29 protein-coding genes are annotated in these 26,083 nt (G+C 65.2%); 17 read left to right on the top strand and 12 right to left on the bottom strand.

Annotated features, from left to right (window positions below; genetic code table 11):
• Nucleotides 1-2 precede the first annotated feature (2 nt).
• Together FHW64_RS06715 and FHW64_RS06710 are read left to right on the top strand one after the other, a co-directional pair.
• Nucleotides 3-437: a YeeE/YedE family protein gene (locus FHW64_RS06715; protein WP_184524394.1), complete on the top strand. Its 435-nt coding sequence runs from the start codon at nucleotides 3-5 to the stop codon at nucleotides 435-437.
• A 9-nt stretch (nucleotides 438-446) separates the two neighbouring features.
• The gene (locus tag FHW64_RS06710; RefSeq protein ID WP_184524392.1) at nucleotides 447-893 is read left to right on the top strand and encodes a DUF6691 family protein; all 447 of its coding nucleotides are present in this window, start codon (nucleotides 447-449) and stop codon (nucleotides 891-893) included.
• Nucleotides 894-899: 6 nt separating this feature from the next.
• On the opposite strand, the gene FHW64_RS06705 is transcribed toward FHW64_RS06710, so the two are convergent.
• The gene (locus FHW64_RS06705) at nucleotides 900-1,514 is read right to left on the bottom strand and encodes a TetR/AcrR family transcriptional regulator (RefSeq protein WP_184524390.1); all 615 of its coding nucleotides are present in this window, start codon (nucleotides 1,512-1,514) and stop codon (nucleotides 900-902) included.
• 117 nt (nucleotides 1,515-1,631) lie between these two features.
• Here FHW64_RS06705 and FHW64_RS06700 point away from each other — a divergent pair, with 117 nt between their 5' ends.
• Nucleotides 1,632-2,261, top strand: coding sequence for a sulfatase-like hydrolase/transferase (locus tag FHW64_RS06700; protein WP_260303707.1), 630 nt, complete (start codon nucleotides 1,632-1,634; stop codon nucleotides 2,259-2,261).
• A gap of 287 nt (nucleotides 2,262-2,548) precedes the next feature.
• Here FHW64_RS06700 and FHW64_RS06695 read toward each other — a convergent pair whose 3' ends face one another.
• Nucleotides 2,549-3,757: a hypothetical protein gene (locus tag FHW64_RS06695; RefSeq protein WP_184524388.1), complete on the bottom strand. Its 1,209-nt coding sequence runs from the start codon at nucleotides 3,755-3,757 to the stop codon at nucleotides 2,549-2,551.
• A 412-nt stretch (nucleotides 3,758-4,169) separates the two neighbouring features.
• Here FHW64_RS06695 and FHW64_RS06690 point away from each other — a divergent pair, with 412 nt between their 5' ends.
• Together FHW64_RS06690 and FHW64_RS06685 are read left to right on the top strand one after the other, a co-directional pair.
• Complete coding sequence (locus tag FHW64_RS06690) at nucleotides 4,170-4,514, top strand: hypothetical protein (protein WP_184524386.1); 345 nt, start codon at nucleotides 4,170-4,172, stop codon at nucleotides 4,512-4,514.
• A gap of 97 nt (nucleotides 4,515-4,611) precedes the next feature.
• Nucleotides 4,612-5,046: a hypothetical protein gene (locus tag FHW64_RS06685; protein WP_184524384.1), complete on the top strand. Its 435-nt coding sequence runs from the start codon at nucleotides 4,612-4,614 to the stop codon at nucleotides 5,044-5,046.
• Here the strand turns inward: FHW64_RS06685 and FHW64_RS06680 are convergent.
• From FHW64_RS06680 to glyQ, 7 genes are read right to left on the bottom strand one after another with little or no spacing between them, the layout of a single operon-like run.
• Nucleotides 5,018-5,896 (bottom strand): M48 family metallopeptidase, encoded by an 879-nt coding sequence (locus FHW64_RS06680; RefSeq protein ID WP_184524383.1) that lies wholly within the window; start codon nucleotides 5,894-5,896, stop codon nucleotides 5,018-5,020. The two genes, FHW64_RS06685 and FHW64_RS06680, sit on opposite strands and share 29 nt — an antisense overlap.
• Before the next feature lie 7 nt (nucleotides 5,897-5,903).
• Nucleotides 5,904-6,671: a 1-acyl-sn-glycerol-3-phosphate acyltransferase gene (locus tag FHW64_RS06675; RefSeq protein ID WP_184524381.1), complete on the bottom strand. Its 768-nt coding sequence runs from the start codon at nucleotides 6,669-6,671 to the stop codon at nucleotides 5,904-5,906.
• Nucleotides 6,671-7,249: a D-glycero-beta-D-manno-heptose 1,7-bisphosphate 7-phosphatase gene (gmhB, locus tag FHW64_RS06670; RefSeq protein ID WP_184524379.1), complete on the bottom strand. Its 579-nt coding sequence runs from the start codon at nucleotides 7,247-7,249 to the stop codon at nucleotides 6,671-6,673. The genes FHW64_RS06675 and gmhB overlap by 1 nt, the downstream gene beginning before the upstream one ends.
• A complete protein-coding gene (locus tag FHW64_RS06665; RefSeq protein WP_184524377.1) occupies nucleotides 7,246-7,779 on the bottom strand; it encodes a DUF6036 family nucleotidyltransferase in 534 nt (177 codons plus the stop codon). Before FHW64_RS06665 ends, gmhB begins: the two co-directional genes overlap by 4 nt.
• Nucleotides 7,776-8,105, bottom strand: a complete 330-nt coding sequence (locus FHW64_RS06660) for a hypothetical protein (protein ID WP_184524375.1) — start codon at nucleotides 8,103-8,105, stop codon at nucleotides 7,776-7,778. Before FHW64_RS06660 ends, FHW64_RS06665 begins: the two co-directional genes overlap by 4 nt.
• A 25-nt stretch (nucleotides 8,106-8,130) precedes the next feature.
• Nucleotides 8,131-10,284 carry a glycine--tRNA ligase subunit beta gene (glyS, locus tag FHW64_RS06655; protein WP_184524373.1) on the bottom strand — a complete coding sequence of 718 codons (2,154 nt, stop codon included), beginning with the start codon at nucleotides 10,282-10,284 and terminating at the stop codon, nucleotides 8,131-8,133.
• 3 nt (nucleotides 10,285-10,287) lie between these two features.
• Nucleotides 10,288-11,193: a glycine--tRNA ligase subunit alpha gene (glyQ, locus tag FHW64_RS06650; RefSeq protein WP_184524371.1), complete on the bottom strand. Its 906-nt coding sequence runs from the start codon at nucleotides 11,191-11,193 to the stop codon at nucleotides 10,288-10,290.
• Nucleotides 11,194-11,367: 174 nt separating this feature from the next.
• On the opposite strand from glyQ, the gene FHW64_RS06645 reads away from it, so the two are divergent.
• Nucleotides 11,368-12,303 (top strand): EamA/RhaT family transporter, encoded by a 936-nt coding sequence (locus tag FHW64_RS06645; RefSeq protein ID WP_184524369.1) that lies wholly within the window; start codon nucleotides 11,368-11,370, stop codon nucleotides 12,301-12,303.
• Here FHW64_RS06645 and FHW64_RS06640 read toward each other — a convergent pair.
• Nucleotides 12,300-13,223 carry a LysR family transcriptional regulator gene (locus FHW64_RS06640; protein ID WP_184524367.1) on the bottom strand — a complete coding sequence of 308 codons (924 nt, stop codon included), beginning with the start codon at nucleotides 13,221-13,223 and terminating at the stop codon, nucleotides 12,300-12,302. The two genes, FHW64_RS06645 and FHW64_RS06640, sit on opposite strands and share 4 nt — an antisense overlap.
• Nucleotides 13,224-13,350: 127 nt before the next feature.
• On the opposite strand from FHW64_RS06640, the gene metC reads away from it, so the two are divergent.
• Genes metC through FHW64_RS06605 form a run of 7 tightly spaced genes read left to right on the top strand, consistent with a single transcriptional unit; the run spans nucleotide 13,351 to nucleotide 20,550 of the window.
• On the top strand, nucleotides 13,351-14,535 hold the full coding sequence (gene metC / locus FHW64_RS06635; RefSeq protein WP_260303706.1) for a cystathionine beta-lyase: 1,185 nt from the start codon (nucleotides 13,351-13,353) through the stop codon (nucleotides 14,533-14,535).
• A gap of 59 nt (nucleotides 14,536-14,594) precedes the next feature.
• The gene (locus tag FHW64_RS06630) at nucleotides 14,595-15,422 is read left to right on the top strand and encodes a transporter substrate-binding domain-containing protein (RefSeq protein WP_184524365.1); all 828 of its coding nucleotides are present in this window, start codon (nucleotides 14,595-14,597) and stop codon (nucleotides 15,420-15,422) included.
• Between the two features lie 25 nt (nucleotides 15,423-15,447).
• Entirely contained in the window at nucleotides 15,448-16,146 is a 699-nt protein-coding gene (locus FHW64_RS06625) for an amino acid ABC transporter permease (protein ID WP_184524363.1), read from the top strand.
• 5 nt (nucleotides 16,147-16,151) lie between these two features.
• The gene (locus tag FHW64_RS06620; RefSeq protein ID WP_184524361.1) at nucleotides 16,152-16,859 is read left to right on the top strand and encodes an amino acid ABC transporter permease; all 708 of its coding nucleotides are present in this window, start codon (nucleotides 16,152-16,154) and stop codon (nucleotides 16,857-16,859) included.
• 27 nt (nucleotides 16,860-16,886) lie between these two features.
• Nucleotides 16,887-17,633 (top strand): amino acid ABC transporter ATP-binding protein, encoded by a 747-nt coding sequence (locus tag FHW64_RS06615; RefSeq protein ID WP_184524359.1) that lies wholly within the window; start codon nucleotides 16,887-16,889, stop codon nucleotides 17,631-17,633.
• On the top strand, nucleotides 17,626-18,408 hold the full coding sequence (locus FHW64_RS06610; RefSeq protein ID WP_184524357.1) for a DUF169 domain-containing protein: 783 nt from the start codon (nucleotides 17,626-17,628) through the stop codon (nucleotides 18,406-18,408). Before FHW64_RS06615 ends, FHW64_RS06610 begins: the two co-directional genes overlap by 8 nt.
• Nucleotides 18,409-18,411: 3 nt before the next feature.
• On the top strand, nucleotides 18,412-20,550 hold the full coding sequence (locus FHW64_RS06605) for an acetate--CoA ligase family protein (protein WP_184524355.1): 2,139 nt from the start codon (nucleotides 18,412-18,414) through the stop codon (nucleotides 20,548-20,550).
• On the opposite strand, the gene FHW64_RS06600 is transcribed toward FHW64_RS06605, so the two are convergent.
• Entirely contained in the window at nucleotides 20,547-21,617 is a 1,071-nt protein-coding gene (locus FHW64_RS06600) for an asparaginase (protein WP_184524353.1), read from the bottom strand. The two genes, FHW64_RS06605 and FHW64_RS06600, sit on opposite strands and share 4 nt — an antisense overlap.
• Nucleotides 21,618-21,780: 163 nt before the next feature.
• On the opposite strand from FHW64_RS06600, the gene FHW64_RS06595 reads away from it, so the two are divergent.
• On the top strand, nucleotides 21,781-22,461 hold the full coding sequence (locus FHW64_RS06595; RefSeq protein WP_184524351.1) for a TetR/AcrR family transcriptional regulator: 681 nt from the start codon (nucleotides 21,781-21,783) through the stop codon (nucleotides 22,459-22,461).
• Nucleotides 22,462-22,476: 15 nt separating this feature from the next.
• Here the strand turns inward: FHW64_RS06595 and FHW64_RS06590 are convergent, their stop codons facing one another.
• The gene (locus FHW64_RS06590) at nucleotides 22,477-23,487 is read right to left on the bottom strand and encodes a zinc-dependent alcohol dehydrogenase family protein (protein ID WP_260303705.1); all 1,011 of its coding nucleotides are present in this window, start codon (nucleotides 23,485-23,487) and stop codon (nucleotides 22,477-22,479) included.
• A gap of 109 nt (nucleotides 23,488-23,596) precedes the next feature.
• Here FHW64_RS06590 and FHW64_RS06585 point away from each other — a divergent pair, with 109 nt between their 5' ends.
• The 3 genes from FHW64_RS06585 to FHW64_RS06575 all read left to right on the top strand — a co-directional run bounded on the left by FHW64_RS06585 (nucleotide 23,597) and on the right by FHW64_RS06575 (nucleotide 26,076).
• Nucleotides 23,597-24,457: a LysR family transcriptional regulator gene (locus FHW64_RS06585; RefSeq protein WP_184524349.1), complete on the top strand. Its 861-nt coding sequence runs from the start codon at nucleotides 23,597-23,599 to the stop codon at nucleotides 24,455-24,457.
• 130 nt (nucleotides 24,458-24,587) lie between these two features.
• Nucleotides 24,588-25,175 carry an NAD(P)H-dependent oxidoreductase gene (locus tag FHW64_RS06580; protein ID WP_184524347.1) on the top strand — a complete coding sequence of 196 codons (588 nt, stop codon included), beginning with the start codon at nucleotides 24,588-24,590 and terminating at the stop codon, nucleotides 25,173-25,175.
• A gap of 31 nt (nucleotides 25,176-25,206) precedes the next feature.
• Nucleotides 25,207-26,076, top strand: coding sequence for a creatininase family protein (locus FHW64_RS06575; protein WP_184524345.1), 870 nt, complete (start codon nucleotides 25,207-25,209; stop codon nucleotides 26,074-26,076).
• The last annotated feature ends 7 nt before the right edge of the window (nucleotides 26,077-26,083 follow it).

Genomic DNA, 26,083 nt, shown 5'->3' with positions numbered 1-26,083 from the left:
CGATGTCGATCGACTGGAACCACTTCACGCCGATGGCCGCGCTCGCGGGTGGCGTGCTGATCGGGCTTGCCGCGGCGATGTTCGCGCTGCTCAACGGGCGCATCGCCGGCATCAGCGGCATCCTCGGCGGGCTGCTCCGGCCATCGCGCGGCGATGTCGCCTGGCGCGCCGCCTTTGTTCTGGGCCTGATCGGCGCTCCCCTTGTCTACCTGCTCTTCGGCGCACTGCCCAAGCCGCACATCGATGCGGGCTATGGCGCGTTGGTCCTCGCGGGTCTGCTGGTCGGCGTCGGCACGCGCTACGGCGCGGGCTGCACCAGCGGGCATGGCGTGTGCGGGCTTTCGCGCCTTTCACCACGCTCGCTGGTGGCCACGCTGGCTTTCATGGGCGCGGGTTTCGTCACGGTCTTCGTGGTTCGCCACCTTCTCGGCTTCTGAGGCAGTTCCATGGCAATCCTTCTGACATCGCTTCTCGCCGGCCTCGTGTTCGGGCTCGGCCTCATCGTCTCCGGCATGGCCGATCCGGCCAAGGTGCTGGGCTTTCTGGACATCGCCGGATCGTGGGATCCATCGCTCGCCTTCGTGATGGGCGGCGCGATCGGGGTGGGCCTCGTGGCCTTCTTCATTGCCGGACGACGGACCGTGTCCTTCATCGGCGCCGAGATGAAGATGCCCACCGCGCGCCACATCGACCGCCGGCTGATCGGTGGCAGCCTGCTGTTCGGCATCGGCTGGGGCATCGCTGGCTTCTGTCCCGGCCCGGCGCTCGTCGCGCTCGGCATGGGCCAGTGGAAGGCGCTCGTGTTCGTGGCAGCCATGCTGGCCGGCATGGGGCTGTTCGAGTTGCTCGAAGCGCGCAAGTCCGCCGCGCCCCCCGGCGCGTTGCGCGCCTGAGCACAATCACCGGGGCAGTTCGACGCGCGCCAGCTCGCGAGCTTCTTCCCGCGTCAGACCCAGCGCGACAAGCAGGAACTCGGCGATGTCCGATCCTGCTTCCCGCCAGGTCTGGTGTCCTTCGAGGACGGCCACCATCGCGGCCAGCGTGCTCCCGGTCAGCATGCCCACCATCGCGCGGAGTTGCTCGGGCTTGATGCCGTAGCGCCCTTCCGCGATACCGGTGCTGAGATTCGTCGCCGGGTCCGACGTCAGCACCGCCTGCAGCGAAGCCATGCTGAGCCCGAACCGGCTCATGAAGCGCCCCCACAAAGGCTCTTCGTGCGCTCGCCGGATGTACAGGCGCACGCCGATCGAAAGCCGATGCGCGACATCGTCGATGCCCGCGAAGGCCAGCATGACCCGATCGACCATCTCCCGCACCAGTTCGGCGGCGACCTCTTCGAACAGTCCATCGATGTCCGGCACGTTGCTGTACACCGTGCCGCGCGCCACACCAGCCGCCGTCGCCAGCTCGCTGACGGTCACCTGCGTCACGCCCTGTTCGGCAAACAGCTTCATCGCCGCGGCGTGAATTCGCCTGCGAACCGGCGTCAGGGCATCAGACTGCGGAGCGTCCATCTTTTGATCAGTCGTGTTCAAAAATCATCATCTTAATGTTCGATCGAACAACTCAGGGTTTCCACGGGTGACATCAAAAGACCTAAATTGAACACTTGTGTTCATCAAAGAACATTGATGAACACGATGCCCAACTCCGAAATCAGCCGCAGGTCATTGCTCAAATCCGTCGGGGTCGGCGCGGCCGCCTCCACGCTCATGGCCGCTGGCGCGAGCGAGGCAGCGGGCCCGAAACGTTCAGCCCCGGCTCCTGCCGGCGCGCCCGGGGGGCCATACAACGTCCTGTTCATCCTCACCGACCAGGAGCGCCACTTCCGCCCCGGCGAGCTGCCGCGCGGCTATCGCCTGCCGGGCCACGAGCGGCTGCTGCGCAGCGGCACGCTGTTCGAGAACCACCGCATCAACTCCTGCGTCTGCACATCGTCGCGGTCGGTGCTCTACACGGGCCGCCATATCCAGCAGACGAAGATGTTCGACAACACCAACTTCCCGTGGATCGGCAGCCTCTCGCCGGACATCCGCACCGTCGGCCACATGCTGCGCGACGCCGGCTACTACACCGCCTACAAGGGCAAGTGGCACCTGACGAAGGAGTTCGAGACGGTCAACGAGCTGGGCTCACCCACCAAGATCTTCACCAGCGAGATGGAGGCCTACGGCTTCAGCGACTACTTCGGCGTCGGCGACATCATTGCGCACGAGCAGGGCGGCTACTCCACGCGCCTCACGGACGCGAACGGCAAATGAACCAAGTTCAATTGACAGGACCGCAAGCGGCATCCGCCCGTTAAACCTTACGAGAGCGTTCTGTACCGCAACAGACCTCAATGCAGAAAGGAGACTGTGGTCCTGCTCAGCGTGCAAGAGCACCACGGCAGAGGGCACCAACGGGCCCAAACAGACTGACTCCAGTAGATCTGGAAGGACCGCCAGATCAACGTTACCCGGCACTTTGAACACTACCGCGATATCTTCCGCGCCAGGAGCCGCACCGTCGGGGCGCCATCTAAAAGTGTAGAAACCCGGTTCGGAAATCATCTTACGAGCGGGAAACAGATGGAGTAAGTTGCGCCCACCGCCTCTGAAAGGCGACGGACGCCATATCGATTCCTTGGAGAGAACCCTGTGTGCTCTTGAGAAGAGAAGTCTTGATATAGCGCCAATCGCCCGGTTCTTAGGAACATAAAGGCGCGAAGCTCTTTCATCGCGCGCAACGCAATGGGAAGACCATCACCCTTCATCGCGGCGGAATGAGTGCTTGCGTGAAGCTGAAAGCACTCCTTTACAGCTTGGAGCTCTTGTTCGAGATCGACCTGCGAATAGCGAGTGATGCCCTCGCGATCCGCCAACCATCTAAGAGCAAGACCTGGCCCGGTATCAAAGACCGAGATCTCCACGAAAGTCGAAGCCTGCCATTTCTTTAGCTTCGACTCTTGCCCGTGCGCGCCCGGCTCTCGGACTAAACCTCGCCGACTAAGCTTTGTTAGATAGGCGTGAAGCGCCCGATCACCAGAAACGAAATCAGTGAATGCAGCATCGTCCGCTATCACAACCTCACGAACCTGAATTCCCCGTATCCCCGCATCGTAGAGACGACCTTCCGCATCGGAGATCGTATGGACATCGGCATTCTTGAACAATTGATGCACAAGCTGCGCGAGAACCTCAATTTGCACATCCGTAAGGACTCGCGAGGCACCCGCAGAGCAGGCCTCCAACATGCGCGAAAGAATTGACTTGAACTCAGAAGCAGACCTGATGGTGGTCGTGTCCGGGGTCCCCCGCCTTGGTATTGCATAGAGCGATTGAATAAATTCGAGTTTGGCTCGCTCGAAACAGCAGAGCGCAACGCTAGGACCGCGCAACGTATCCCGGTACTGATAGTCCTGCATCGCAAAAACTCTTGGAGCAACAGCCTCAAGCGCTTCAGAGCGAGGTATCACCCTGCTTCCGGCAACAACCTCTTGAGCAAAGTACAGACCGCCGATTGCATATAGCGCCCCTGCCAATCGGCTCCTAGTAACCTCATCTTCCGCAAACTGCGGAGCAACCCTCAGACGCCGCACACCATCATGGAGGCGCGCCCATGTGGCAATCGCTTGAACTGCTACCGCGGAAAAGCTAAATGCGCCCCCTCGGCTCACCTGTACAGGGAGCTTCAGATCTTGTCCTGGGAATTGCCGGACATCGCGCAGAAACTGCTCCAATCCCGAGAAAGTGGTCTGGCTTGGGAGCGAAATCATGTTGCTTGAGATGGACGGTCACGGAGCATATCAGTCGAAAGTCAGATCCCAAATCGCGACGATGAATTGCGCGGACCGCAAGCGTGGAACGGTGCCGCAATCTCATTCATCTTCGGTCCTTGGGAAGTCCCGACTTCGCGCACCCCTTCTCTATACTTCGCTGTCACGTCTTGAAAGCGTGACCGGGATTGGCGTCCCAAAGCAGCTCTGCGACGAAAGCCGCAGACAACACTCTCCGCAGTAACTCTGCGGCTTCGTCGTTCGTGCCTCCTTTTATGGCGGCTCGAGCAGGGAGCCGCGAGGCTCGCCGGTTCTCGCAGGAGCTGCCCGGTACGCCAACCTGTTCGAGTCGCCGCCCTCAATTGGCGTTGGGAGCGGCGGTTTTTGTAAAACGCAGCTTCTGGAGGCCTTCATGGCTCACCCTACTTGCGCGCTCGCGCGCCTCCCCAACCCGCCCCCCGCTGGCGACTGCCCGCGTCCCACCACCGAAGCCGAGCGCGACCAGCTCGTCGACCGGGTCAACGCCGAACTCGGCGCCGCGACCGAAGCCGGCCGCGCGCTCACCTGTTTGCGCAAGCTGCTCGTTCACACGCGGGGTTTGAGTCGCGATGAGCGCAGCTTCAGCCATCACGAGGTGGAGTGCCTGATCACCGTGGTCACCGGCGAATTCGAGCGGCGCTTGCAGGTGACGCAGGCGACCGCCGATCAGCTCGGTCCGTCGATGGTCGCCGAGCGGTTGCATCGCGCATCGATCTGATCGGCTCTGGCAGCGCCCGCACGCACGTTTGTGCGCATGCGCCATCCGCCCACCTTGTGCAAGGATGGCGCTCAGTGCATTTGACGGGGTGCGTGTGATGCCAGATCCATGGAAGCGTCGATTCGTCCTGTTCATCAAGCGCTTCTGGCAGCCGACCAGCGCGTGCATGACCTGCATGCCCGGGAGCCTCACGAACCTCCTGAGCGCGCCCCATTGGGCGCTTGCGTTGCAGACGGGTCTGTTCACCGGGGTTCTCGCGCTGATCCTGACCTTCACGCCGGCGATGAAGATGTTCGGCAATCGCTATGGCAATGCGCTGCTGGTCGGGCTGCTGACGATGATCGGCGACACCTTTTCGCACCCGGGGCACTACGGCATTCCGCATCTGGAGGCGGTGGTGACGGGTGTGGTTTCGGGCGTGCTGGCGCTGGTGGGGTCGTTTGTCTTCGAGGACCGCGCGCGGCGGGTGCGGGCACTGTGGGCGCGGCTGCGTGGCCGCGCGGTTACCAGCGAGGGACAGCCTCGTCCTTGAGCTGCCGCCGCAGCAGCTCGTAATCAGGCACCACGCTTTCAACCGTTTCCCAGAAGCGCGGGCTGTGGTCCATCACGCGCAGGTGGCTCAGCTCGTGCGCGACGACGTAGTCGATGACGGACATGCGGAAGTGCACCAGCCGCCAGTGCAGCCGGATGCCGCCGTCGGCGCTCGCGCTGCCCCAGCGGGTGGCGGCGTTCGAGAGGCTGAGCTTCTTCCAGCGCACGCCGAGGCGCGGCGCGAAGTGGTCGAGGCGTTCGATGAAGATGCGCTTGGCCTGCCGCATGAGCCACGCCTGTGCGGCGTCGCGGATCTGCGCAGGGGTGGCGTTGTTGGCGAGCGCAAGGCGCAGGGTCGGCGGGCCGTCGTTGGCGGTGGCGTCGAGCACGGCACCGACACCATCGAACGCGTGGTGCGGGTCGAGCTGCACGGTGACCTGCTGGCCGAGAAAGGGAAAGCTGACGCCGTCTTTCCAGTCGATGCGGGTGGCTTCGAGCCGGTCCTGGCGCTGCTGGGTTTCGGAGAGCTTGCGCAGGATCCAGCTGGACTTTTCGACGACGGCGGCATCGACGTCGCGCAGCGCGACCCAGCGCGGTGCGCGCACCGACAAGCCTTCGGCACCGACGACGAAGCCGATGGTGCGGCGCTTGCCGCGCGTGAATTCGTAGGCGACGCGGGCGTTACCGAGGACGACTTCGCGGCTCGCGCGGGGATGGATGAAGCTGACGCGGCTCAGCACATCGGCGAGCGGGGTCGCGGGCTGATCGGGCTGCTGTTGTTGCGGCGTGCGCGTGGGCGCAGGCGCGGGCGGGTCGAACAAGTCGAGCGTGAACTGCAGCAGCGCGCGCATGCGGGCCTCAGGCGGTGGTGGATGCGGCCGGCGCGGCTTCGGTGACGTAGGCCTCGGGGTCGAGGCGGCGCATTTCGCTTTCGATCCAGGCTTCGACTTCGCGCATGAGTTCGTCGGGGCGGCGGCCGGTGCTGGGGATGGCAGGGCCGATGGAGACATCGACGGTGCCCGGCGTCTTGACGAAGGCCTTGCGCGGCCAGACCTTGGCGGAGGTCACTGCGATGGGGATGACGGGTACGCCGGTTTCGCATGCGAGGCGGGTTCCGCCGGTCTTGTAGTTGCCTTGCTTGCCGCGCGGGATGCGGGTGCCTTCGGGGAACATGATGATCCAGATGCCCTGCGCGAGCAGCTCGCGGCCTTGCGAGACGACCTTGTTGAAGGCCTGCGTGCGCTGGCTGCGGTCGATGTGGATCATGTCGAGCCGCGCCATGGCCCAGCCGAAGAAGGGCACGTAGATGAGTTCCTTCTTGAAGACGAATGCCAGCGGGTGCGGCATGAGCGTCGGCATCAGGAAGGTCTCGTAGGTGGACTGGTGCTTGACGAGGAGGATGGCGCCGGCGAGCTTGTCCTGCGGCAGGTTTTCCATGCCGGTGACGCGGTAGTTGATGCCGAGGATCAGGCGCGCACCGCCGATGGCCCAGCTGAGCCAGCGCACGGCCATCCAGTAGAGCGGGATGCCGCGCTTCCAGAGGGAATTGACGCACATGATGATTCCCCACGGAACCACGGTGACGAGCATCCACAGCGCGTGGATGAAAGAGCGGATGAAGGACATCAGACGGCCACCTTCAGGGCGGCTTTTTCTTCGCGTTCGAGGAGGAAGTCGACAAAGGCCGCGAGGTCTTCGTGAACGCGTGTGTTGGGTGGATATTCGGCCGGCAGCGGGTTCACGCCACGGCAGGCGGCGCCCATGCCGGTGAGCAGCAGGTGCGGTTCGCAGCCGGCGGATGCGCCGGCTTGCAGGTCGCGCAGGCTGTCGCCCGCGACCGGGATGTGGGCGAGATCGACACCGAAGCGCTCGCCGATCTGGATGAACAGGCCGGGCTTGGGCTTGCGGCAGTCGCAGTTCTCGTCGGGGCTGTGCGGGCAGTAGAAGATGGCCTCGATGCGCCCACCGACGGCGGCGAGCATCTTGTGCATCTTGGCGTGCATGGCATTGAGCGATGCGACGTCGAACAGCCCGCGCCCCAAGCCGGACTGGTTGGACGCAATGACGACGTGCCAGCCCGCATGGTTGAGTCTCGCCACCGCTTCGAGCGCACCGGGGAGCGGCGTCCACTCGATGTCGCTCTTGACGAAATCCTCACGGTGCACGTTGAGGGTGCCGTTTCGGTCGAGGATGACGAGTTTCATGGTGCAGCCTTCGCTTCAGCCAGACGACGCTCTGCCCAATTCTGGATGTGGCTCACAGGGTATTTGGATGTGTCCAGCATCGCAATGCGTTCTTTGAGCGTGTCGGAAGAGATGAGCCCCTGCTTCAGCAGCTCCCGGACGAAATCGGCGTCCTTCTCACGACCGGCCACGCACTTCGACACCGACAGGTCGTGCAGTTCGGGGCAGATCGCGGTGATGTCGCCGATGTAGTGCAGGCTCGCGCGCGTCATCCAGTCCGCGGGCATGACGGCAGTTTCAGGCCCCACGCCATCGGCGAAGTAGCCGAAGGTTTCGTGGAAGCTCGAATGCATGCCGATGGCGCCGTCGATCAGATCCGCGCGTTCAGGATGAAGCGCCGGGTAGAGGTCGACTTCGCGCGAGACAAGGATCGACTCGGGCGGTTGTTCCATCAGAAGAAGAATGGCCTGGCTGCCGACGACGACCATCGAGTTTTCGTTTGCAATGGCGGCCGAGGCGCGCAGCACGTGCTTGAGTTCGTCCAGCTTCATTGCAAGAGCGCGCCGTCTCGCGCCTGCTTCAGCAGAACCATGCGCTCATGTTGATCCACCAGACAGCCCAGCGGCGAGACGCTGCGCATGAGCGTCCCGTGCTCCGACTCGGCCAGAGCGGCGCTTTCCAACGAGGAAAGCTCGCCATCCAGCAAATGTTCCCATTCGATCCAGAGCGCGTCGGATCGCGTGGCGCCGGCCTGCTTGCGCCACCGGCTCAATGCGTCGCGCGCACGCAAACGGAGTTCGGGGTCGCGATGCAAAGCAGCAATGGCCTTGCGATGCAAGGCCAGAGAGAACTCATCGAGTTGCTGCTGCCGGTTCATGGCTGGGATTATCGAGCGGCGGAAATCAGGCCGCCAGCCGCTCGAGTTGTGCAACACGGTTCATCGCACCGTGCAGGATCATCAGCAGGCCGAGGCGGTTCAGGCGCAGGTCCGATTGCTCGGCGTTGACCATGACGCCGTCGAAGAAGGCATCGACCGGGTCGCGCAGCGCAGCCAACGTTTGCAGCGATGCGGTGTAGTCGCCGGCTTCGAACTGGCTGTTGGCCACAGGCACGACTTGCTGCATGGCGGCGTGCAGTGCCTTCTCGCCCGGTTCCTTCAGCAGGAGTTCGCTCACGTGCGCGTCGGCTTCGGGCGACTTCTTGAGGATGTTGCCGATGCGCTTGTTGGCGGCTGCGAGCGCGGGCGCTTCGGGCAGTGCGGCAAAGGCGCGCACGGCGGCGAGGAGCTTGGGCACTTCGGCCAGGCGCTGCGGGCGCGGGGTGAGCACGGCTTCGACTTCCTGCGCGCTGGCGCCCTGCTCGCGCAGGCTGCCGGCGAGGCGGTCGTAGATGAAGGCTTCGAGCGCGTCGGTCGGGTCGGTCAACGCGATCTCGCCGCCCTTGTGGGCGCTGAAGGCCGCGAAGGCTTCGCTGAGCATGGTGCGCAAATCGAGCGAGAGGTTGCGCTCGATGAGCATGCGGATCACGCCGAGCGCATGGCGGCGCAGCGCGAAGGGGTCGCGGTCGCCGGTGGGCAGGTTGCCGATGCCGAACATGCCGACCAGCGTTTCGAGCTTGTCGGCCAGCGCGACGACGATGCCGACGTTGCTGCGCGGCAGCTCGTCGCCGGCAAAGCGCGGCTTGTAGTGGTCTTCGATGGCGTCGGCGACCGTGTGGTCGAGGCCGTCATGCAGCGCGTAGTAGCGGCCCATGATGCCCTGCAGCTCGGGGAACTCGCCGACCATGTCGGTGACGAGATCGGCCTTGGCAAGCTGCGCGGCCTGCACGGCGCGAGGCGCGAGGTGAGCGTCGCCAATCGGCGTGGCCATCTTCTCGCCGATGGCGTGCGCGATGCGCATGACGCGCTCCACGCGTTCGCCTTGCGTGCCGAGCTTGTTGTGATAAACGACCTTGGCCAGCGATTCGACGCGCGAGGCGAGCGACTTCTTGCGGTCCTGGTCGAAGAAGAACTTGGCGTCGGCCAAGCGCGGGCGCACCACGCGCTCATTGCCGCCGATGACGGCGCTGGCGTCGGCAGGGTTGATGTTGCTGACGACGAGGAACTTGTTGGTCAGGCGGCCGGCGGCATCGAGCAGCGGGAAATACTTCTGGTTGGCCTTCATCGTGAGGATGAGGCATTCCTGCGGCACGTCGAGGAACTCGCGTTCGAATTCGCAGGTGAGCACATTGGGCCGTTCGACCAGCGCGGTGACTTCGTCGAGCAGCGCGTCGTCATTGATCGGCTGCGTGCCGCCGCCGACCTTGATAGCGGCTTCGGCGAGCTGGCGGGCGATCTCGGCGCGGCGGGCCTCGAAACCGGGGATGACGGCACCTTCGTCCTGCAGTTGCTGGTCGTAGCTGTTGGCATCGCGCAGCTTGACGGGATCGACCGACGCCTCGAAGCGGTGGCCGTGGGTTTCGCGGCCGGCTTTCAGGCCCAGTGCCTCGACGGGCACAACGGTGTCGCCATGCAGCGCGACGAGCCCATGCGCGGGGCGCACGAAGCTGACGCTGGTCCAGCCCGGCAGTTCGCAGCCAGATTCGAGCTGGTAGCTCATGACCTTGGGGATCGGCAGCTTGGCGATCGCTTCGGTCAGGGCCTTCTGGAGCCCTTCGGCGAGGGTCGCGCCCTTGGCGGTGCTTTCGTAGAAGAGCGCTTCGGCCTTGCCGTCCATGGCGCGGCGCAGTTCAGGCACGACGCTGGCGTCGGCACCGAGTGCACCGAGGCGCTTGAGCAGCGCGGGCGTGGGATTGCCGGATGCATCGAGGCCGACCGAGACCGGCATGAGCTTTTGCGACACGGCCTTGTCGGCCGCCTGCGCGAGCACGTTGGTGAGGTGCGCGGCAAGGCGGCGCGGCGACGCGTAGGGCGTGAGCACCGAGCCGGCATCTGCGAGGCCCGCGGCGACCAGTTGATCGCACAGCACGTTGGCAAAAGCCTCGCCCAGCTTGCGCAGGGCCTTGGGAGGGAGTTCCTCGACGAAGAGTTCGACGAGCAGGTTGTTCTTGGTGGTCATCGATCAAGCCGCCTTCTTCGGGATTTGCGCGACCCACTCGCGCGGCGCCATCGGGAAGCCCAGGCGCTCGCGGCTCTCGTAGTAGCTTTGCGCGACGCTGCGCGCGAGGTTGCGGATGCGGCCGATGTAGGCCGCGCGTTCGGTCACGCTGATGGCGCCCCGCGCATCGAGCAAATTGAAGCTGTGCGCGGCCTTGAGCACCTGCTCGTAGGCGGGCAGTGCGAGCTGGGCTTCCATCAGGTGCTTGGCCTGCTTTTCGTGCGCCGCGAAGGCGGTGAAGAGGAAGTCGGCGTCGCTGTGCTCGAAGTTGTAGGTCGACTGCTCGACCTCGTTCTGCTTGTAGACGTCGCCGTAGCTCAGGCCTTCGGTCCAGGTGAGGTTGTAGACGTTGTCCACGCCCTGCAGGTACATCGCGAGACGTTCGAGGCCGTAGGTGATTTCGCCGGTGATCGGGCGGCAATCGATGCCGCCGACCTGCTGGAAGTAGGTGAACTGGGTCACTTCCATGCCGTTGAGCCAGACTTCCCAGCCCAAGCCCCAGGCGCCGAGCGTTGGGTTTTCCCAATCGTCTTCGACGAAGCGGATGTCGTTCTTCTTGAGGTCGAAGCCGAGCGCTTCGAGCGAGCCGAGATACAGCTCGAGGATGTTGCTGGGCGCTGGCTTGAGCACCACCTGGTACTGGTAGTAGTGCTGCAGACGGTTGGGGTTCTCGCCGTAGCGGCCGTCCTTGGGGCGGCGGCTGGGCTGCACGTAGCCGGCTTTCCACGGCTCCGGGCCGATGGCGCGGAGGAAAGTGGCGGTGTGCGATGTGCCCGCGCCGACCTCCATGTCGTACGGCTGCAGCAGCGCGCAGCCCTGGTCGGCCCAGTAGGCCTGAAGCTTGAGGATGATTTGTTGGAAAGTCAGCATGGGTGAGCCCGGTGGCCGATGGAGGCAGGGAGCCCCGTCTCGGCGAACGGGGGATTTTAAGAGCCCGGACGCGGCCGGGCGCCTTCTGGCCGGCCACCCTTCGCAGGCGGCGAAGGGGCCCCTGTCCAAGCGATGCCGCGCCCTGCCCCGACGTGCCGCAACATAGAGGGCTCTATGTTGGACTCTCATTCGCTCCCCGCCTGGATCTGGATCGTGATCGTGGTGTTCGCTGCGGCGGCGCAGTCGGCACGCAATGCTGCGCAGCGCTCGCTGACCGCGCAGGCCGGAACGCTAGGCGCGACGCTGGTGCGCTTTCTGTACGGGCTGCCGTTTGCCGCGCTGTGGGTCGCCGTGCTTCAGGCGATGCCGGCCACGACGGCGCCGGTGGCGCACTTCGGCCTGTCGTACTTCGGTTGGCTGCTGGCGGGGGCGATCGCCCAGATCGCGGCGACCGCGTTTCTGCTGGCCGCGATGCAGACCCGGCAATTCGTCGTCGGCGTGGCTTTCTCGAAGACGGAAGTGCTGCAGGTGGCGCTGTTCAGCGCCTTGTTCCTCGGCGAGGTGCCGGGCGCGCTCGCGCTGGCGGCGATGGTGGTTGCCAGCGCAGGGATCGTTTTCCTGTCGCTGCAAGGAAGCGCAGCCAGCCGGGAGGGCAACGGCGCTTCGGGCTACCGCTCGGCGATGTTTGGGCTGGCTTCCGGTGCCTGCTTCGCCATTTCGGCGGTTGGCTACCGGGGCGCCTCGTTGCAGGTGCCTGAGCTTTCGCCGTGGCTGGCGGGCGCGTGGGGCGTGATGTGGGCGCAGGCGGTGCAGTCGGTGCTGATGCTCGCGTGGCTGCTGTGGCGTTCGCCGCAGACGGTGCGCGCGGTGATGACCGGCTGGCGCGTGTCGCTGGTGGCCGGGCTGATGGGCGCGGTGGCGTCCATCGGCTGGTTCACGGCGTTCGCGATGCAGTCGGCGGCGCAGGTGCGCACGCTGGGGCTGGTGGAGGTCTTCTTCAGCTACCTCGTGTCCAAGAGGCTCTTTCAGGAACAGGCGCTGAGCCCGCGCGAGTTGCTCGGGCTCGGTCTGGTGATGCTCGGACTGATCGGGATCTGCCTGTCGATTTAGCTGGGCTCCGGGGCATCCCAATACGGCGGGTCGACGAAGGCCGTCTGGAGCATCTCCAGAAAGCAATGCACCTTGGCCGTCATGTAGCGGTTGGGCAGGTACAGCGCATACAGCGCACTGTTGACGGTGGGCTGGTAGCCCGCGAGCAAGGGCACGAGCCGGCCGGACTGCAGGTGCTCACCGATGAGGTAGGTCGGCAGCAGCGCGATGCCCAGCCCGGCGAGGGCGTGGTCCGCAATGATCTGGCTGCTGTTGACGTGAAAGCGCGCATGCGTCGGCACGTTGTACTGGGTCTCGCCCCGCGTGAAGCTCCACCGGCCGTGCTTGATGACGCTCGGGTAGTGATAGCACTGGTGGTCTGCCAGCTCGGCGGGCGTCGTCGGCGTGCCGTGAAGGGCCAGGTATTCCGGGCTGGCACACACCGCCCAGTGGACGCTGGTCAGGCGCTTGGCGATCACGCCATCGTCCAAGTGGTTGGTGATGCGCACCGCAATATCGAAGTCGCCGCCAGACAGGCTTTCGAGCTGGTCCGAAATCTTGAGCTGCACTTCGACATGCGGGTAGCGCTCCGTGAAGCGCGAGATCAGCGGACCCAGGTGCTTGATGCTGAACAGCATCGGCGCGGTGAGGCGCAGCGTGCCGCGAGGCTCGACCTGCAGGTCTTGCACGCGCGACATGGACTCTTCCGCCATCTGAAGGATGTGGCTGGCGGAGTCGTAGAAGGTCTTGCCGATCTCGGTCAGCGCCACGCGACGGGTGCTGCGCTCCAGCAGCTGCACGCCCATCTTCTTTTCCAGCTTGGCGATCTGGCGGCTCACCGTTCCGGTGGAGATGTGCAGCTCGGCCGCTGCGCCGGAAAAGCTCATGCAGCGCGCCACACGCACGAACACGGAGATCAAGGCCAGGCTGTCTGCGTCCATAATCTATTGTTGCATCAAAGAAATAATGATTTGAATTTTTCTCTGTTGCCTTCGTTGGATGCATCAATATACTGCCCCGAGCCGCAAGCCTTGGCGGACAAGGCTGGCACTCACGAGAAAGCGTTAAATGAGCGAAGCGTCCACCGCCCCCATGCACACCGAGACCCGCGTGACCCACGTCGGCCGTGATGCGAAGCTGTCCAACGGACTGGTCAGCATCCCTCCGTACCGGGGCTCGACAGTGCTGTTCGACAAGGTGGAAGAGCTCCGGAACAGCAGCGGCCATCGCGCCTACGGCCGTTGGGGCACGCCCACCGGCCGCGCACTCGAATCCGGGCTGGCGCAGCTCGAAGGTGGTGCCAACGCGATGCTGACGCCATCGGGCCTGTCGGCCATCACGACGGCCCTGCTGGCCAGCGTGAAGCCCGGCGACAACATCCTGATGGTGGACAGCGTCTACCCGCCGGTGCGCAGCTTCTGCGAGAGCGTGCTCAAGAAGATGAACGTGAGCACCACGTACTACCCGCCGCTGGTCGGTGCAGGCATCTCCGAACTGATCCAGCCGAACACGTCGGTCGTCTACACCGAATCACCGGGCTCGGGCACGTTCGAAGTGCAAGACATTCCCGCCATCTGCGAGGTCGCTCACGCGAAGGGCGCCCGCGTGCTGATGGACAACACCTGGGGCACCGCGCTGCTCTTCCCTGCGCTGCAGCATGGCGTGGACCTGTCCATCCATTCGTTGACCAAGTACGTGGTGGGGCATTCCGACGCGCTGCTGGGCGTGATCGTTGCGCGCACCCGCGAGCTCTATCTCGATGTGCGCGCATTCCACGGCGCCCTGGGCCTGACGGTGTCACCCGACGACGCGTTCCTCGGGCTGCGCGGCCTTCGCACACTGGCCGTGCGGCTGCGCCAGCATCAGGAGAACGCGATGCAGGTCGCGCAATGGCTGCGCGAACAGCCGCAGGTCCGCGAGGTGCTGTACCCCGCGCTCCCGGGCGCGCGCGGCCACGAGCTATGGAAGCGCGACTTCAAGGGCGCCAGCGGCCTGTTCGGCGTGGTGCTCAAGCCTGCGTCCGAGGCGGCCGTTGTCGCCATGCTCGACGGCATGCACCTCTTCAAGATGGGCTTCAGCTGGGGTGGCTTCGAGAGCCTGGTCATCCCGGTCAAGCCGGGCGCATACCGCGTGAGCACGCCCCTCGCCGCTGGTGATGTGTGCCTGCGGATCCACGTGGGGCTCGAGCACCCGCAAGACCTGATCGCCGACCTCGACGCCGGCCTGAAGCGGATGGCGACTCACCCCGGCTGACGCTCCCGACGGCGCGCAGCGATTCGACTTTTCAAACAACAACTTCCGAGACAAAACAGATGAAGACAGTGATCCAAACGATGTCCATGGGCGCAGCTGCCGCGCTGCTCGGCCTGGCAGTCAACGCCGCGCACGCGGACCAGCTGGACAGCATCAAGTCGGCCGGCTCGCTCAAGTGCGGCGTCGGTTCGCAGTACAAGCCCTTCTCCTTCGTGCAAGACCCGAAGACGCGCAAGTTCGTCGGCTACGACGTGGACATCTGCGAGGCGGTCGCCGCGAAGCTCGGCGTGAAGCCCGAGCTGGTGTTCATCACCGGCGCGACCCGTGTCACCGATCTGCAGTCGGGTCGCACCGACATCGCGCTGGCCAACCTGACCCACACGCCCGAACGCGCGCAGCTCGTCGACTTCAGCAGCAACTACTTCGCATCCGACGTGAAGGTGATGGTGCCGGCATCGTCGTCCATCAAGAGCTTCGCGGACCTCACCGGCAAGCGCATCGCCGGCATCAGTGGCTCCAACCACGAAGTGAAGGTGCCCAAGGTCATCACGGGCGCGGACCTGAAGGTCTTCCCCTCGCCGGCCAACGCCTACCTGGCGCTTGAACAGGGCAAGGTGGAGTCGATGGTGGGCGACGAGACCACGCTGATCGGCCTCATCGGCGCGCAGCAGGGCAAGTGGCGCATCCTCGACCAGCCGGTGGACACGCAGCAGATCGGCATCGGCGTGCGCAAGGGCGAGCCCCGCATGCTCGCGGCCGTGAACGACACGCTGGCCGACCTGGAAAAGGCCGGCAAGGGCACGCAGATCTTCGACCAATGGTTCGGCAAAGATTCCGAATTGAAGATGAAGCGCAGCTTCACCTTCGCGCCCTACAAGCAGCTCTGATCCAGCGCGGGAAATGGCTGGGTTAGTGGACGCCCTGGCATCCATCGACTGGGGTGTGATGTTCCGCCCCGAATACCGGGGCATGTTGCTCAAGGGCATCGAGTACACGATGGGCCTCGCGGTCGGGGCCATCGTGGGCGGGCTCGTGCTCGGCATGGTCGTGGCGTTTGGCCGTCTTTCGTCATCGCGCTGGGTGCGGGGGCCGGCCACGGTGTACGTGGAACTGGTGCGCACCATTCCGCTGCTGGTGCATGTGATGTTCTGGTACTTCGCCGTGCCGGAGATGCTGCCCGACGAACTCAAGCGCGCGCTGTACCAGCACGACGTGGGCTTCTACGCGTCGCTGGTGGCGCTGATCCTGTACGGGGCGGCCTTCATTTCCGAAGACATCCGCAGCGGCATTCGCGGCATCGCGCAGGGGCAGGCAGAAGCGGCCAACTCGCTCGGCTTCGGCTTCTTCGACACCTTCCGTCTGGTCATCCTCCCGCAGGCGCTGCGCTCCATCGTGCCGCCGCTGCTGGGCCAGGCCATGAACATCACCAAGAACACCACCGTGGCGCTGATGGTCGGCGTGGGCGAGCTGGCCTTCGTCACTCGCGCGGTGAACGACGCCTCGTTCCTGAGCGTGGGCGTCTACGCCTTCACGACGGTCTTCTTCCTGCTGATTGCCATCGTGCTGACCGCGCTGGGCAAGTGGTATCAGCGCCGTTATCCCGCGAGGTAAGAAGCATGTGGGAGATCCTGGAAACCTATTGGGTGCAGCTGTTGATCGGCTACTACCCCGATGGCCCGCTGGGCGGGCTGGCGATGACGCTGATCCTGGCTTTCGCGGGCCTGCTGCTGGCGATGCCGGCGGGGCTGACGGTGTGCCTCGGCCTCATCAGCCCGTGGAAGCCGCTGGCGCGGTGCGTGGAGCTGTTCGTGTTCTACATGCGCAGCGTGCCGCTGATCGTGCATCTGCTGTGGGTCTACTTCCTGCTGCCGCTCGTGATCAAGGGCGCGCCGCTGTGGCTGGTGGTGCTGGTGGTAATGACGTTGTTCAACGGCGCCTACCTGTCGCAGACCATTCGCGCCGGCATCGAGGCGCTGCCCAAGGGGCAGTACGAGGCAGCGCGTTCGCTCGGGCTGCCGCACGGGCGGGCGATGCGCCACGTGATCCTGCCGCAGGCGCTGCGCAACATGCTGCCGAGCATCGTCAGCCAGTTCGTGCTGCTGATCAAGGAAACGGCGCTGGGCTCGGTCATCGGCCTGCACGAGATGACGCTGGAGTTCATGGGCCTGAACGACACGCTGGGCGACAAGGCCATCCCGATCTTCACGCTGCTGGGCATTTCCTATTTCGCGCTGTGCTATCCGCTCACGCTGCTGGGCCGCTATGTGGAACGGCGCTTTGCGGGTCCGTCCCGCGGCACGACCTCCGCCTCCGCGCAGGCCTGATCCATCACGAGATTCACAAGAGCGACGATGTCAGACAAACCCGTATCCATCGCGTTCCAGGGCGTGAGCAAACGCTTTGGCGACAACCCGGTCCTGAAGGACATCTCCATCGATTTCCGCCAGGGCGAGGTGGTCGTGATCTGCGGGCCTTCAGGCTCGGGCAAATCGACGCTGCTGCGCACGATCACGCGGCTGGAGAGCATCGACTCCGGACACATCCTCATCGAAGGCAAGGAGCCCGGCCACTCGGCAAGAGACGTGAACGCCATGCGCCAGCGCGTGGGCTTCGTGTTCCAGAGCTTCAACCTGTTCCCGCACCTGACGGTGATGGACAACCTGTGCCTGGCGCCGCGCCATCTGCTCAAGCTGTCCGACAAGGAAGCGAAGGAGCGCGCCATGGCCTTGCTCACGCGCGTGGGGCTGGCGTCCAAGGCCGACGCGTCGCCCAGCCAGCTCTCGGGCGGCCAGCAGCAGCGCGTGGCCATCGCGCGCACGCTGGCCATGGAGCCGCCCATTATCCTGTTCGACGAGCCCACCAGCGCGCTGGACCCAGAGATGGTGGGCGAGGTGCTGGCGGTAATGCGCCAATTGGCCAGCGAGGGCATGACGATGCTCTGCGTGACGCACGAGATGGGCTTCGCGCGCGAGGTCGCCGATCGCGTCGTCTTCATGGCCGACGGCCAGATCGTCGAAGACGCCTCGCCCCTGCAGTTCTTTTCCGCCACGCGCAGCGCTCGCGCAAAGGCTTTTCTTTCGGAAGTCCGCCATGCCTGAAACCACAACACCCACGACCGACGGTGCCGCCCTCACCGACCAGCTTTTCCGTCTGCTGCGCCTGAAGACCACGCCCGTGGGCATCCAGATGTTCGAGCGGGCGGAAGACATGGAGGCGGTGCCCAAGATCCGCCGCCCCAACGGCGCGATCTACACGACCGACCAGATCATCGGCCAGGCCGCGCGGCTGGGCTTCACCGTCGGCATCACCGCGGCCGACCTGGTGGGTGCGCAATGCGCAGCCGTGATCGGCCTCGCGCCGCAGGATGAGGAGTGGCAGGCCGGCAAGCCCTTTGAGGGCGTGTGGTTCGCCACCGAGGACGACGCCGCCGCGCACCAGCGCGCCATGCAGTGCGTACCCTACGGTCGCTACAAGGCGATGGCCGTCTCACCGCTGTCCAGCGGGCGGCTCGATCCCGACATCTGCCTGGTGTATGCGAATCCCGCGCAGATGATCCTCCTCATCAACGGCCTGCAATGGTCGGGCTACCGCAAGCTCGAATGGGGCGCGGTCGGCGAATCGGCCTGCGCGGACTCCTGGGGCCGTGCGCTGGCCACCGGCGAGCCGAGCCTCTCGCTGCCCTGCTTTCCCGAGCGGCGCTACGGCGGCGTGCCCGACGACGAGATGCTCATGGCCCTCAAGCCCGAGGATCTGGCGAAGGCCCTGGAAGGGCTCGCCGCACTGGCGCGCAACGGCCTGCGCTACCCCATTCCCCCCTACGCAGTGCAATCGGATGTGCGTGCCGGCATGTCGGTGAGCTACGGCAAGAAGTAATCCATGACGACCTCCACCGAACAGAACCAAGCGGGCATCCGCGCCATCCTCAATCCGCGCTCGATCGCGTTTATCGGTGCTTCGGATGACGTCGCCAAGTGGGGCGGCGTGCTGCTGCATGTGCTGCGCAAATTCAACTACGCGGGCGCGATCTATCCGGTCAATCCGAAGGCCGAGACCATCCAGGGCCTGCGCGCCTATCGCAGCATCGACGAGATCGGACAGCCCATCGACCTGGCCGTGATCTCCATCGGCGTGGATGGCGTGGAGCAGGCCATGCACGAGTGCGCGGCGGCCGGTGTTCGCGCTGCGATGGTGGTGACTTCACAGTTCGCCGAATCGGGCGCCGAAGGCGCAGCCAAGCAGGAGCGCGTGCTGGCTGTGGCGCGGCAGGCGGGCATCGCGATGATCGGCCCCAACTGCATGGGCGTGCTCAATGCCAACGAGAACATGGCGCTGCTCAACTCCACCGCGCTGGTGGAGTACTTCGGCGAGATTCCGCGCGGCCGCATCGGCGTGGTGAGCCAGAGCGGTGCGGTGGTGGGCGCGATGATCGCGCGTGCGGGCTTCGTGGGCGCGGGCTTCAGCAGCTGCGTGTCGCTGGGCAACCAGGCGGATCTGGAGATCTGCGATTTCTTCGACTACCTCGTCGACGATCCGGCGACGGATGTGATCTGCCTCTACATGGAAAGCGCCCGTTCGATGGAACGAATGCTCGCCATTGCGCGACGCGCGCGTGCAGCGGGCAAGCCGGTGCTGATCACCAAGGCCGGCCGCACGCCGCACGGCCAGAAGGCAGTGGCATCGCACACGGCCAGCATGGCGGGCGCCTACGACACCTTCCTCGCACGCTGCCGTAACGAGGGCATCCTGGTGCAGACGGACGCGCTGCAGATGTTGCTCACGGCGCAAGCGTTGCAGGCCTTCTCGTTGCCGCCCACGGCTGGCGTGGCGATCTTCAGTGGGTCGGGCGGCCAAGGCGCCTTGGGCAGCGATGCGCTGTCGGACTACGGCCTGGTCCCCGGTGAGCTGAGTGCTGCCACGCGCCAAGCGCTTTCGCCGTTCTTCACCGAGAGCAACCAACAGTTGCCGTACGACCTCGGCGCGGCGGCTTCCGGCCCCGGCAAGGGCCGCCCCGACCTGTTGGCCGGTTCGATGGAACCGATCTTTGCCGACCCGGCGGTCGGCGCCTGCGTCTACTTGATGACGCCCCAGGGCGGCATGGATGGCATCGCGAAGCTGTTCACCGAACTGGGCCGCAAGTACGGCAAGCCGGCGCTGCTGGCGAATTGCGCCAGCGGCATCACCGAGAACATGCGGCAGGCGCTCCTCGGTCTCGGCGCGCCGTTTTTTCCGAGCCAGCACGAAGCCTTCCTGACGCTGCGCGACCTCGAATGGATGCGCAACTATGGCGGCCCCGATGCGGCGCAAGAGGTTCCTGCGCTTTCCGCGCAGCTGCAAGCCTTCACGCAGGCGCTGCCGGAGGGCATGCAGGACGAAGACACGAGCAAGGGTCTGCTGGCGCTGGCCGGCATCGACGTGGCGGCAGGCGAACTGGCAGTCGATGCCGATGCAGCCGTGAGCATCGCCGGCAAGCTGGGCTATCCGGTGGTGCTCAAGATCGTCGCCGACGGCGTGACGCACAAGAGCGACATGGGCGGCGTGCAGCTCAACCTGCGCGATGCGGACGCCGTGCGCACCGCCTTCGCGCGAATCCGCAACGCCGCTGCGGAACTACCCGATGCGATGTTCCGCGGCTGCCTGGTCCAGCCCATGATCCAGGCGGAGTCCGAACTGATGATCGGCACCTTGTACGACCCGGAGTTCGGCCCCTTCCTGCTGCTCGGCGCCGGCGGCACGCTGGTCGAACTGATGAACGACACGGCACTGCTGCCTGCACCGGCCAGCCCGAAGGCCATCGAGCGTGCGATCCGCGGGCTGCGTTGCTTCCCGCTGCTGGACGGCTATCGGGGCCGCGCTCGCGCAGACCTGGACAAGCTCGCCCAGATCGCGCACCGCGTCTCGCTGCTGGCAGCGCAATTGGGCGCGCGCATGCCGGAGCTGGACATCAACCCGCTGGCCGTGCGGGCTGATCGCGCCGCAGCACTCGACGCCCGCCTGCGCTGGTCTCCTCAGGCTTAGTACTCCCAGAAGATCCGCTGCAGTTCCTTGGTGTCGTTGGTCTTGGTCAACGCCACCATGGTCAGGATGCGGGCCTTCTGCGGGCGCAGGTCGTGTGCGACGACCCAGTCGTACTTGTCGTCGGGTTGCTCGGCATTGCGGATCACGAAGCCGTCCGGCACGCGCGAGCTGCGAACCACGATGGTGCCGTCGGAGCGCACCTTCTGCAGCACCGGCACGATGCGGTCGGCCACGGAGCCATTGCCGGTGCCCGCATGGACGATGGCCTTGACGCCGCTCTTGGCAAAGGCGTCGATGGCGGTCGAAGGCACGCTCTGGTAGCCGTAGACGATCTCGACCGCGGGCAGTGCGGTGATGGTGTCGATGTCGAATTCCGACTGCATGGTGTGGCGCTTGGCCGGGGCGCGGAACCAGTAGTTCTTGCCCTCGACGATCATGCCGAGCGGGCCCCACTGGCTCTTGAAGGCCTCGGTCTTGATGTTGACCGTCTTGGCGACATCGCGGCCGGACTGGATCTCGTCGTTCATCGTGACGAGAACGCCCTTGCCCATTGCGTCCTTGCTGGCGGCGACGTTGACCGCATCAAAGAGGTTGAGCGCGCCGTCGGCCGACAGTGCGGTGCCCGGGCGCATGGAGCCGACCACGATGATCGGCTTGTTCGTATGCACGGTCAGGGTCAGGAAGTAGGCGGTCTCTTCGAGCGTGTCGGTGCCGTGCGTAATGACGATGCCGTCGACATCCGCCTGCTTCGACAGCGCCGAGACGCGCTTGGCGAGGGTCATCAGGTTGTCGTTGGTCAGGCTTTCGGAGGCGACCTGGAAGACCTGTTCGCCGCGCACGTTGGCGACTTTGGACAGCTCTGGCAGGCCGGCGATGAGCTTGTCCACCGGCACCTTGGCCGCCGAGTAGGTGGCGCTGTTGACGGCCGATGCGCCCGCGCCCGCGATGGTGCCACCGGTCGCGAGGATGACGACATTGGGCAGGGCCGCCTGCGCGTGCGCGATGGCACTGGCAGTGATCAACGCGGCCGCGCCCGCGAATGCGCGAAGTCTGGAAGCAAAGTACATGGAAGCTCCTTTGACAGTTGTGTGACGAAGCGGGCGAGACGATAGCCAAACCACGCCCTCACGGCACATGCATGCAATGCCAAGCTCGCATGCCGTCATGCGGCCAGCTCAGCGAGCATGCGACGGCGGGTGGATTCGGGCAAGCGCTACCATCGCCGACGCGATGACTGATACGTCCACCTCCGCTTCCGTGAGCGCCCAGCAGATGCCCGCCCCCATGGGGCCGTTGTCACGCGCCAGGCCGGGGCGCGAGCGCATCCTTGCGGCGATCCGGGCGGCGGCGATCGAGGAATTCAGCCTGCACGGGCTGAAAGGCACATCGACGCAAGCCATCGCGGCGCGTGCCGGGCTCACCAAGCCCCAGCTCCACTACTACATCCCCGGCAAGGAGGAGTTGTACGAAGAGCTGCTGATGCAGGTGCTGCACGACTGGAAGGTGGTGTTCGACTTCCAGGAGAACGCGAACGACCCCGGTGCGGTGCTGGCCGACTACATCCGCAAGAAGCTGGACCACGCCTTCGACAACCCGGAGATCTCGCGCATCTTCACGCGCGAAGTGCTGGATGGCGGGCGCAACCTCGAGCAGTACTGGCCCAACGCCCGCTCCTGGACGCAAAAGAAGGTGGACATCATCAACGGCTGGATCGCACGCGGGCAGATGCGGCCGCTCGATGCGCGCCTGCTGTTGATGCACATCTGGGCGATGACCCAGAGCTATGCCGACTACGCGCTGCAGACGCGCGTGATGCTGGGCCTGCCGCCGGATGCGCCGCTCGATCGCGAGCCGATCGCGCGCGAGTTGGTCGCCTTCGTGCTGGGCGGCTGCGGCATCAAGGCCTCCTAGCCCGCGTCCTGTGCGCTAGGCGATGTCGACAACGACCCTGCCGACCGCCTGCCCACCGGTCACGTAGGCGTGAGCGTCAGCAGCCTGATCGAGCGTGAATCTCTGAGTGCTCACGAGAGGACGGAGCTGACCCGCATCGACCAGCTTGGCAACCTGGGCCAGGATCTCCCCGTGGTGAGCGCGGCCCTTGCCGCTGAGCATCGGCATCAGCGTGAACACGCCGGAATAGGTGGCGCCGCGGAAAGACAGCGGCGCCAGCGAGTGGGTACCCCAGCCCAGCGCACTCACGACATGGCCCGTGTACCGGCGTGCAGAAAGGAAAGACGCATCGAGCGTGGCACCACCGACCGTGTCGTACACCACGTCGAACCCCTCGCCTGCCGTATGCGCTTGAACGTATTCGGCAGGGGTGGAGGACGTGTAGTCGATCGGTGTGGCGCCCAGCGAGCGGACGACATCGAACTGTGAGGGCTTTGCAGTCGCGTAGACGTCGGCGCCGAAGGCGCGGGCAATTTGTATGGCCACATGCCCGACTCCGCCCGCTCCGCCATGGACGAGGACTTTGTGACCGGTGCTCGTGCGAGCACGGTCGATCAAGCCTTCCCAGGCCGTGATGGAAACCAGCGGGAGTGCGGCGGACTCCCGCTGGGACAAGTTCTTCGGCTTGCGCGCGAGGAGGTCCTCGTCCACCGCAACGTACTCGGCCAAGGTGCCCTGCAGGCCGCCCACGCCGCCGACGAGGCCGTACACCTCGTCGCCAACTTGGAAGCGGGTGGCGCCGACGCCCACCTGGACGACGACCCCTGCCATGTCCATTCCAAGAATCGCCGGAAGGGGGTGTTTGGCATGCGCCGCCAACCCGGCGCGAATCTTGGTATCGAGCGGGTTGACCCCGCTGGCGCTGATACGCACCAGAACATGTCCCGCAGGAGTATCCGGGACGGGGCGATCGATGATTTCGAAAGCACCGTTGGTCTCGCGGACAACGGCGGCCTGCATGGTGGTGGGAACAAGTGAGCTGGGCATCGGGGCTTCCTCATGAAAGGTGGTGAATCCAAGCCCTCACTTTGGGGGCTTCATCCTTGCATGTAAATTCACAAAACTGAACTCAATCCATTCATTTATGAATGCATCGATGGACTGGAGCGATGTCCGAATCTTTCTGGCGGTAGCTCGCTCAGGCTCGCTGAGCGGCGCAGCGCAACGCCTGGGGATGTCCCAGCCGACGATGGGGCGCCGCATACGCGCCTTGGAAGAATCAACCGGCCAACGGTTGTTCCAGCGCGGGCGCGAAGGGTTTCAACTCACCGATGAAGGCGCTTCGATACTTTTGCGCGCCGAGCGAATGGAAGAAGAGGCGCTCGCCATCGAGCGACAACTTGCAGGGCACGCCGTCGAGCTCCAGGGTCTCCTCCGGGTGTCGTCTTCGGACTGGTTTGGGCTGCATGTTCTTTCGCCGCTGGTTGCCCGATTCGTTGAGCTCCACCCGGGCGTGCGCGTCGACCTTGTCACGGACTCGCGCTTGCGCGACCTTGCCCGGAGGGAGGCCGAACTGGTGTTTCGCATTCGGCCTTCGGAGAGCCCGGAGGTCGTCCAGCGGCGGCTGATGCACATGACTTACGCGCTGTACGGTCCATTGGGAATGGCTCCGCCGAAGGCAGGCGATGGTGCGGGCACGAGGCTCATCTCCTTGGATGCGGAGTTCGAGGACCTCCCGGATGTGCACTGGCTGCGAGCTACTTTTCCGGCAGCCACCTTCGCGCTAGGTAGCAACAACCGCGATGTGCAGGCCCGCACATGTGCGCTGGGGGCAGGTTTTGCCGTGCTGCCAACTTTGCTGGGTGACGAGTTCCCCGGCATCGAGAGGCACGACATCCACCCGCCGCCCCCGGGCCGGGACGTCTGGTTCGCCTATCACCGCGACCTGCGTGGACTGCCGCGGCTGCGCGCATTCCTGGACCTGGTCATCGCGAGCATCGGCAACGGGACAAGTTGATGTCGTCGCGAACTGCCACCGCGTAGACCCAACCCCATTTCAGCGATCGCCTCCCGCTTTTGGTGCGGAAGGTGTTGGCACGTCGCTTGCGTAACTTGACCACTTGCTCTGATTAAGCGGTCAACACACCATGCGAGTGCTCGTCGTCTACTGCCATCCGGTCGAAACCAGCTTTCATGCAGCCTTGCACGAGGAGGTGGTGCGCAACCTGCGCGCCGCCGGACACGAAGTCGACGACTGCGACCTGTACGCCGAGGGGTTCGATCCGGTGCTGTCGCGCGAAGAGCGGCTCGGCTACCACGAGGTGCCGAGCAACCAGATTCCGCTCAAGCCCTATGTCGAGCGGCTGCAGTGGGCCGAAGGCATCGTGTTCTGCTTTCCGACGTGGTGCTTCGGGCTGCCGGCGATGCTCAAGGGCTACTTCGACCGGCTCTTCATGCCGGGCGTGGCCTTCGACCTGAGCGACCCGCAGAACGTCAAGCCGATGCTGACGAACATCCAGCGCATCTCGGCGGTGGTGACCTATGGCCGGCCGCGTTGGGTCGCGTGGTACATGGGCGACCCGCCACGCAAGATCGTCACGCGTTACATGCTGCGCCTCACGGGCAAGCAGGCGCGGGTCGACTACCACGCGCACTACCACATGAACGTCGCGACCGAGCCGCAGCTCAAGCGCTTCCTCAAGCGCGTGGGCAGTGCGATGGCGCGCTTTGCCTGATCGCATTCCTTCGCCTCACAGGACACCTCTCATGCTCCACGGCTACATCCCACCCCACCGTTTCCTGCCCTATCTGAGCTGGACCGAGATCGACGCGCTGCCCGATCGCGAGAACACCGTGATCGTGCTGCCCTGCGGCGCCATCGAGCAGCACGGACCGCATCTGCCGTGCTCGGTGGACAGCGTCATCTCGTCCGGCGTGATGGGCAAGGCGCTCGAGCGCCTGCCCGCCGAGGTGCGCGCCTTCGCGCTGCCGACGATCACCTACGGCAAGTCGGAAGAGCACCTGCACTTCCCCGGCACGATGACGTTGACCGGCACGACGCTGCTGTCGACGGTGATCGAGATCGGCGAATCGGTGTATCGCTCGGGCTTTCGCAAGCTGCTGTTCGCCAACGGACACGGTGGGCAGCCGCAGGTACTCGAGATGGCTGCACGCGAACTGCGGCTGCGCCATGGCGATTTCGTGGTCGTGCCGCATGGCGTCTCGCGGCTGCCGAGCGCCGCGAGCAAACAGGTGAGCGAGCAGGAGAAGCGTCTCGCGATGCACGCGGGCCATTCCGAAACCGCGCTGATGCTCGCACTCGCGCCCGAAACGGTGCACATGGAACGCGCGGCCGCCAACTTCCCGCCGCCCTTCCCGATCAAGCTGCTCTCCGCGGATGGCCGTCCCGCCTGCGCGTGGACCGCGCGCGACTTCGGCCCCAGCGGCGTGATCGGCGACCCGACCAGCGCGACGCGCGAACAGGGCGAGGAGATCCTCAGCACGCTGGCAGACAGCTGGGTACAGGCGCTGACAGGGCTCTACGCGCTGCGCTGGGTGGTGCGCGACGAACCCACCTGGGGGCGCGGCCACGAGCAGGGCTTCATCCAGTCGGCCCAGCCTGCCTTCAGCGGCTGATACGGCA

The sequence above is a fragment of the Variovorax sp. Sphag1AA genome (assembly GCF_014192575.1).
Lineage (GTDB): Bacteria > Pseudomonadota > Gammaproteobacteria > Burkholderiales > Burkholderiaceae_C > Variovorax.
This window is presented reverse-complemented; position numbering and strand designations above follow the sequence as displayed.